The following is a 6,133-nucleotide window of genomic DNA, read 5'->3' on the forward strand; positions in this document are numbered from 1 at the left end:
AATAGGATGAAAATAATATGAAAAAAATACTATCAACAATAGTACTACTACTTTTAGCGGTAGTTACTCTAACAGCTTGTACCAATAAACAAGGCAGTAGCAAGGATAAATTACGAGTCGTTACGACCAATTCCATTATTGCCGATATCACCAAAAATATTGCTGGAGATAAAATCACTCTCCACAGTATTGTACCCGTTGGTAAGGATCCTCACGAATACGAACCTCTTCCTGATGATGTAAAGAAGACATCGCAAGCTGACTTGATTTTTTACAACGGCATCAATTTAGAAACTGGTGGAAATGCTTGGTTTACTAAGTTAGTCAAGAATGCTCATAAGACAGAAAATAAAGATTATTTTGCAGTTAGTGATGGTGTTGAGGTAATTTACCTTGAAGGTCAATCAGAAAAAGGTAAGGAAGATCCCCACGCTTGGCTTAATCTGGAAAATGGGATTATTTATGCTCAAAATATTGCCAAGCAACTGATTGCTAAGGACCCTAAAAACAAGACCTTCTACGAAAAGAATCTAAAATCCTATACTGACAAACTTAGTAAACTGGACCAAGAAGCTAAAGAGACATTTAACAAGATTCCCGATGAGAAAAAACTGATTGTCACTAGTGAAGGATGCTTCAAATACTTCTCTAAAGCCTATGGCGTACCATCTGCCTACATCTGGGAAATCAATACAGAAGAAGAAGGCACACCAGACCAAATCAAAACACTCGTGGAAAAACTACGTCAAACAAAGGTACCAGCTCTCTTTGTCGAATCCAGTGTCGATGAACGCCCTATGAAAACAGTATCTAAGGATACCAATATTCCTATTTATGCAAAGATCTTTACAGATTCTATTGCTGAAAAAGGGCAAGACGGTGATAGCTACTACAACATGATGAAATATAATCTGGATAAAATCACCCAAGGCTTGAATCAGTAAAAATCTCATCTAAGAAATATTCTGTATTCTTATGATAAATCTGTTATACTAAGGTGAGACTATTTTCAAAGGAAGAGAAATGACACCTAACAAAGAAGACTACCTCAAATGTATCTATGAGATTGGTACTGAAGAAGGCAAAATAAGCAATAAGGAAATCGCAAACCGTATGCAGGTGTCTCCACCTGCTGTGACAGAAATGATTAAGAAATTAATTTCAGAAGACCTCATCATCAAAGACAAAGTCAAAGGCTATCTTCTAACGAAAACTGGTAAAATCAATGTCGCTGAACTCTATCGGAAACATCGCCTCATCGAAGTCTTTTTGGTGGACCACTTGCAATATACTTGCGACCTAATTCATCAAGAGGCTGAAATTTTAGAGCATACTGTCTCTGATCACTTTATCAATGCCCTTGACCGCCTACTCAATTACCCCCAAACCTGTCCACACGGTGGGCAAATCCCCAAGTCAGGCCAGCTCATAGAGGAAATCTACAACCAGACTTTTACACAAGACCTAACTCCTGGAGACTATGTCCTTCGTCGAGTTCAGGATCAAATTGATTTACTCCATTATTTGGAAACTGTCGGTCTTAAAATTGGTGTAACTTTTACATTGAAAGGCTTTGACCCTTTTACACAACTCTACCGCCTGAATATTGATGGAAAAGAAATTCAAATTCCAGAAACTGTTGCTAGCAACCTTTATATTGAATCAAACTAAAAAAGCGAGGCTGATAAACACCCTTAGAAGTGTCATCAGTCTCACTTTTTTTACATTTGTTTCAAGCGTTCCACCCGTTCTGAAATTGGTGGGTGCGTATAAAAGAGCTTCTGCAAACCAGATTCCTTTTTAGGATCATTGATATAGAGAGCTGCGCTAGCATCATCCACGTGATGTTGCATCGGTTCACTATGATCAAGTTTAAGCAGAGCATTAATCATACCTTGTGGGTTACGTGTCAATTCGACGCTAGAAGCATCAGCTAGAAATTCACGCTGGCGTGAAATAGCCAACTGAACCAGAGTAGCTGCCAAAGGTGCCAAAATAATGGCAATCAAGGAAATAATGAGAAGAATAATCTCCAAACCGCTACTTCCATTTCGGTCATCATCATTACGACGACGGCCTCCACCCCAGAACATCATATTGCGAGCCATACCAGCTAGCATGGTGATAGCAGATGCCAAGGCTACTGCAATAGTCGAAATACGGATGTCATAGTTACGAATATGGCTGACTTCGTGCCCTATGACCCCTTCAAGTTCCTCACGATTCATAACTGCAAGAAGACCTGTCGTAGCAGCCACAGCAGCATTTTTAGGGCTAGACCCCATCGCAAAAGCATTCATTGAAGGATCATCGACAATAAAGACACGTGGCATCGGTATTTGTGCCACCATAGCCATATCCTCAACAACATGATAAAGGTTTGGAGCGCTTTGTTCATCAACCTCTCGTGCACCATTCATAGCCATAACGACATTGGTTGATTGGAAAATCATGGTAACGGCATAGATAAAACCGATAACTAGAGCAAGAATCAAACCACCGAAGCCTGAACCTAACCAAAGATAGCCGACACCATAACCAACAAGGCCCAACAAGAGGAAAAAGACCAGGAGCAAAAGCCAAGTCTTTCTCTTATTTCGAGCAATCTGATCAAATAACATATTAGTTACCTAGTCCACTGAAATCAACCTTAGGAACAGCTTTTTCTTCTTCAGGTGTTTCAAGGAATTCAGCAGCCTTAAAGCTAAACATCTTAGCAATAACATTGCTTGGGAATGTTTCCAATTTCACATTGTAGTTACTTGTTACACTGTTATAAAGTTGGCGTGAATAGGCAATTTTGTTTTCAGTGTTCGTCAACTCTTCTTGAAGCTGGCTGAAGTTGGCACTAGCCTTAAGGTCAGGGTAACTTTCAGCTACCGCAAAGATTCCAGAAACCTGGCGTGTCAATTCATCACTAGCACGCATAGCTTCTGCTGGTGAAGTCGCAGCTGCTACTTGATTACGAAGTTCTGCTACTTTTTCAAGCGTTGAACCTTCGTATTTTGCATATCCCTTAACAGTCTCAATCAAGTTAGGAAGAAGGTCATTACGACGTTTCAATTGAACATCAATTTGACTCCATGCCTCCTTAGTCTGCATACGGCTTTTAACCAAGCCGTTATAACTTGCAATAACAAAAATTACAAGAACAACGATAATAGCAATAATAATCCAAATCATTTTTTTATTCCTTTCTTGTACTGAAAAAGAGTCAATTAACCTCTCTTTCAAGTATCTTTGATAGTCTCAGTATATCAAATTTTCAGATAAAAGTGGTAAAATGTGAGTCATTTTACAAAAAAACTGGACAAGATGTCCAGCTTTTGTATTACTCTTTAGACGTGTGTCGTTTACCTTGGGCTAGGGCATCTGCCTCTGTCATTGTAACGACATTTGCTTTGTTGGTATTGCTAGGCATACTGTTGATGTCATACCAATAAACATCTGCTGTACCATGACGCGCCACATAAACTGTTCTACTTTCTTCTTGTGTAGGTTGCACAGGCTCTGGCTCAGAACTTGGTTGTTCAGTCACCTGTGAACTCTCAGAACTAGGCTCAGATGGTGCTTCAGTAAATTCAGTAACCGTATTTGTCGCTGTCCCATCTGCATAATTGATTTCTGCATTTGGTGATTGGTTATCCAAGATAACATGCGTAACTCCCTGACTGTCAAGAGTCTCCTTATCTCCACCAAGTTTAATTTCCAAGAGATTTCCAGAACTATCAATCCCAACATACTGAAGTTCTACTTGACGAGGCAACAACTCGTCTCCACTGTAGATAGCTGTTACCTTATAGTCTAACCAATAGTTAGGGTGGAGTGCTAGCCAGTTATCCAAGCGATTCTCGTAATAAAGCATACCTGACTGATTACCTTCGTCGGTTCCTCTATAATTTCCAGAATTCAACCAGGCAGTCATAGGTACTAAATTCTTGCCCTCGTCATTGACACCAGAAAACTGATAGCCAATCAAATGCCCTCGATTCATTAGCCAAGATTTTGATTTACCGTCACCATAATAAAACTTATAGTTATGCCACCCTACAGGATCATATTTTATTTTACCGGGACGCTTATTCTTCGGCTCGTCCTTATCTTGTAACTGTATATGAGCACTGTGGGCACGTCCTAACTGGTCCTTCTCCTCCATGACAAACTGCTTTTGACCATTAAAAGTCAAGATACCATTGTTCTCATCCGCTTGAACCACTTGAGAGCTCACAGCCGAAGATTGTTTGCTAGTATCAAATGAAAATCCGAATCCTAAAGTAAATACTAAAACAAGAAGAGCAAATAAACGAATCCTACTATTTCTTTTTTCTTTCATCATCTTAACTCCTTAATTTCTCTTATCACTTTAATTATACAGGACCAAATCAAAGTGGATGATTAAAAATAAAGAATAATGATATTAGGTATCTTAGAGCTTGCTTAAAAACAAAAACACCCAATTTAATGGATGTTTCTTACCTATTATTTACCTGCTTTTTTACCTTGTTTTGTAAGATAAACTGTAGATATACTTAGTGCTGCAGCAACTCCGACAAGAAGGAAGACCGTTGTCGTATTAGACTTACCTTTTTCTTTTGAAGTGCTAGCTTGGCTTTCAGAACTCTTGGCCACCTGTTTTGCCTCAGTTGCTTTATCAATACGGGCGACATTCTTAGGTGTGTCATCCTTCTTGCTTTCCGCCAATTCTGACAAATCACTGCTAATCTCTTTGGCAACACCTTCAGAGCTTGTAAGTGATGCCGCTTCTGAGGCTAATGTTTCAGAGGCCATAACCGCCATAACTTTACTTGCAATCACATCCACAGACTTCTCATTCAAAAGAGAATTAAAGCGAATAGCTTCTGAGGCGAGCTGACTACTTGTTACAGAGATTTTTAGGTCATTGTTATAAGCGACCTGACTATTTGGCGAGATGCTGACAACTTCAGATGTACGTGCTGTTGTTGGAGCTTCAGAAACTTTGACATCAACCTGACTTGTTGAACCCTTTTCAATAACTTCTGAAGAAACCTCGCTAATCGGATCCTTTTGTGTACTTTCTGAAGTTGGAGATGTCTCTGGGCTGTCAGAAGTAATTGCTACGTCAACCTGACTAGTAGATGAAGCTACTGAAGTTGCCTCATTCTTTGGTGACTCAGAGGCTGGAGCAGTTGAACTTGCTTCACTCTTTGGTGTTTCTGATGCTGAAGTCTCGGAGATTACCTCACTGTTAGATACTTCAGAAACTGGAGTGCTTGAACTTTCCTCACTCTTTGGGGTTTCTGAAACTGAAGTCTCGGAAGCTACTTCACTGTTTGATGCTTCAGAAACTGGAGTGCTTGAACCTCCCTCACTCTTTGGGGTTTCTGAAACTGAAGTCTCGGAAGCTACTTCACTGTTTGATGCTTCAGAAACTGGAGTGCTTGAACCTCCCTCACTCTTTGGTGTTTCTGAAACTGAAGACTCTGAGATCACTTCACTGTTAGATGCTTCGGAAACTGGAGTGCTTGAACCTCCCTCACTCTTTGGGGTTTCTGAAACTGAAGTCTCGGAAGCTACTTCACTGTTTGATGCTTCAGAAACTGGAGTGCTTGAACCTCCCTCACTCTTTGGGGTTTCTGAAACTGAAGTCTCGGAAGCTACTTCACTGTTTGATGCTTCAGAAACTGGAGTGCTTGAACTTGCTTCACTCTTCGGTGTTTCTGAAACTGAAGTCTCGGAAATTACTTCACTGTTTGATACTTCAGAAACTGGAGTGCTTGAACTTTCCTCACTCTTTGGTGTTTCTGATGCTGAGGTCTCAGAAACTACTTCACTAGTTGATACTTCAGAAACTGGAGTGCTTGAACTTTCCTCACTCTTTGGTGTTTCTGATGCCGAAGTTTCGGAAACTACTTCACTATTGGATGCTTCAGAGACTGGAGTACTTGAATCTGCTTCACTCTTTGGTGTTTCTGATTCTGAAGTCTCGGATACCACTTCACTAGTTGATGCTTCAGAAACTGGGGTACTTGATCCTGCTTCACTCTTCGGTGTTTCTGATGCTGAAGTCTCAGATGCCACTTCACTGTTTGATGCTTCGGAAACTGGGGTGCTTGATCCTGCTTCACTCTTTGGTGTTTCTGATGCTGAAGTC

7 protein-coding genes are annotated in these 6,133 nt (G+C 40.4%); 3 read left to right on the plus strand and 4 right to left on the minus strand.

The window, feature by feature from the left end; genetic code table 11:
* The first annotated feature begins 17 nt into the window (after nucleotides 1-17).
* A complete protein-coding gene (locus HMPREF2607_RS06585) occupies nucleotides 18-944 on the plus strand; it encodes a metal ABC transporter substrate-binding protein (RefSeq protein WP_070476393.1) in 927 nt (308 codons plus the stop codon).
* Between the two features lie 79 nt (nucleotides 945-1,023).
* Nucleotides 1,024-1,671: a metal-dependent transcriptional regulator gene (locus HMPREF2607_RS06590; RefSeq protein WP_037600899.1), complete on the plus strand. Its 648-nt coding sequence runs from the start codon at nucleotides 1,024-1,026 to the stop codon at nucleotides 1,669-1,671.
* A gap of 50 nt (nucleotides 1,672-1,721) precedes the next feature.
* On the opposite strand, the gene htpX is transcribed toward HMPREF2607_RS06590, so the two are convergent.
* From htpX to HMPREF2607_RS10620, 4 genes are all read right to left on the minus strand, one after another.
* Nucleotides 1,722-2,621, minus strand: coding sequence for a zinc metalloprotease HtpX (gene htpX / locus HMPREF2607_RS06595; protein ID WP_070476394.1), 900 nt, complete (start codon nucleotides 2,619-2,621; stop codon nucleotides 1,722-1,724).
* 1 nt (nucleotide 2,622) lies between these two features.
* Nucleotides 2,623-3,183: a LemA family protein gene (locus HMPREF2607_RS06600; RefSeq protein ID WP_002884070.1), complete on the minus strand. Its 561-nt coding sequence runs from the start codon at nucleotides 3,181-3,183 to the stop codon at nucleotides 2,623-2,625.
* Nucleotides 3,184-3,331: 148 nt separating this feature from the next.
* Nucleotides 3,332-4,336, minus strand: a complete 1,005-nt coding sequence (locus HMPREF2607_RS06605) for a DNA/RNA non-specific endonuclease (protein WP_070476396.1) — start codon at nucleotides 4,334-4,336, stop codon at nucleotides 3,332-3,334.
* 143 nt (nucleotides 4,337-4,479) lie between these two features.
* Entirely contained in the window at nucleotides 4,480-5,472 is a 993-nt protein-coding gene (locus HMPREF2607_RS10620) for a hypothetical protein (protein ID WP_261674283.1), read from the minus strand.
* A 28-nt stretch (nucleotides 5,473-5,500) separates the two neighbouring features.
* On the opposite strand from HMPREF2607_RS10620, the gene HMPREF2607_RS10625 reads away from it, so the two are divergent.
* Nucleotides 5,501-6,133, plus strand: a 633-nt coding sequence (locus HMPREF2607_RS10625) for a nucleoporin (protein ID WP_315940790.1), incomplete at its 3' end; no start/stop codon positions are given.

Origin of the sequence: Streptococcus sp. HMSC078H03 (assembly GCF_001808655.1) — a bacterium.
In the GTDB taxonomy this organism is placed as follows: Bacteria; Bacillota; Bacilli; order Lactobacillales; family Streptococcaceae; genus Streptococcus; species Streptococcus salivarius_G.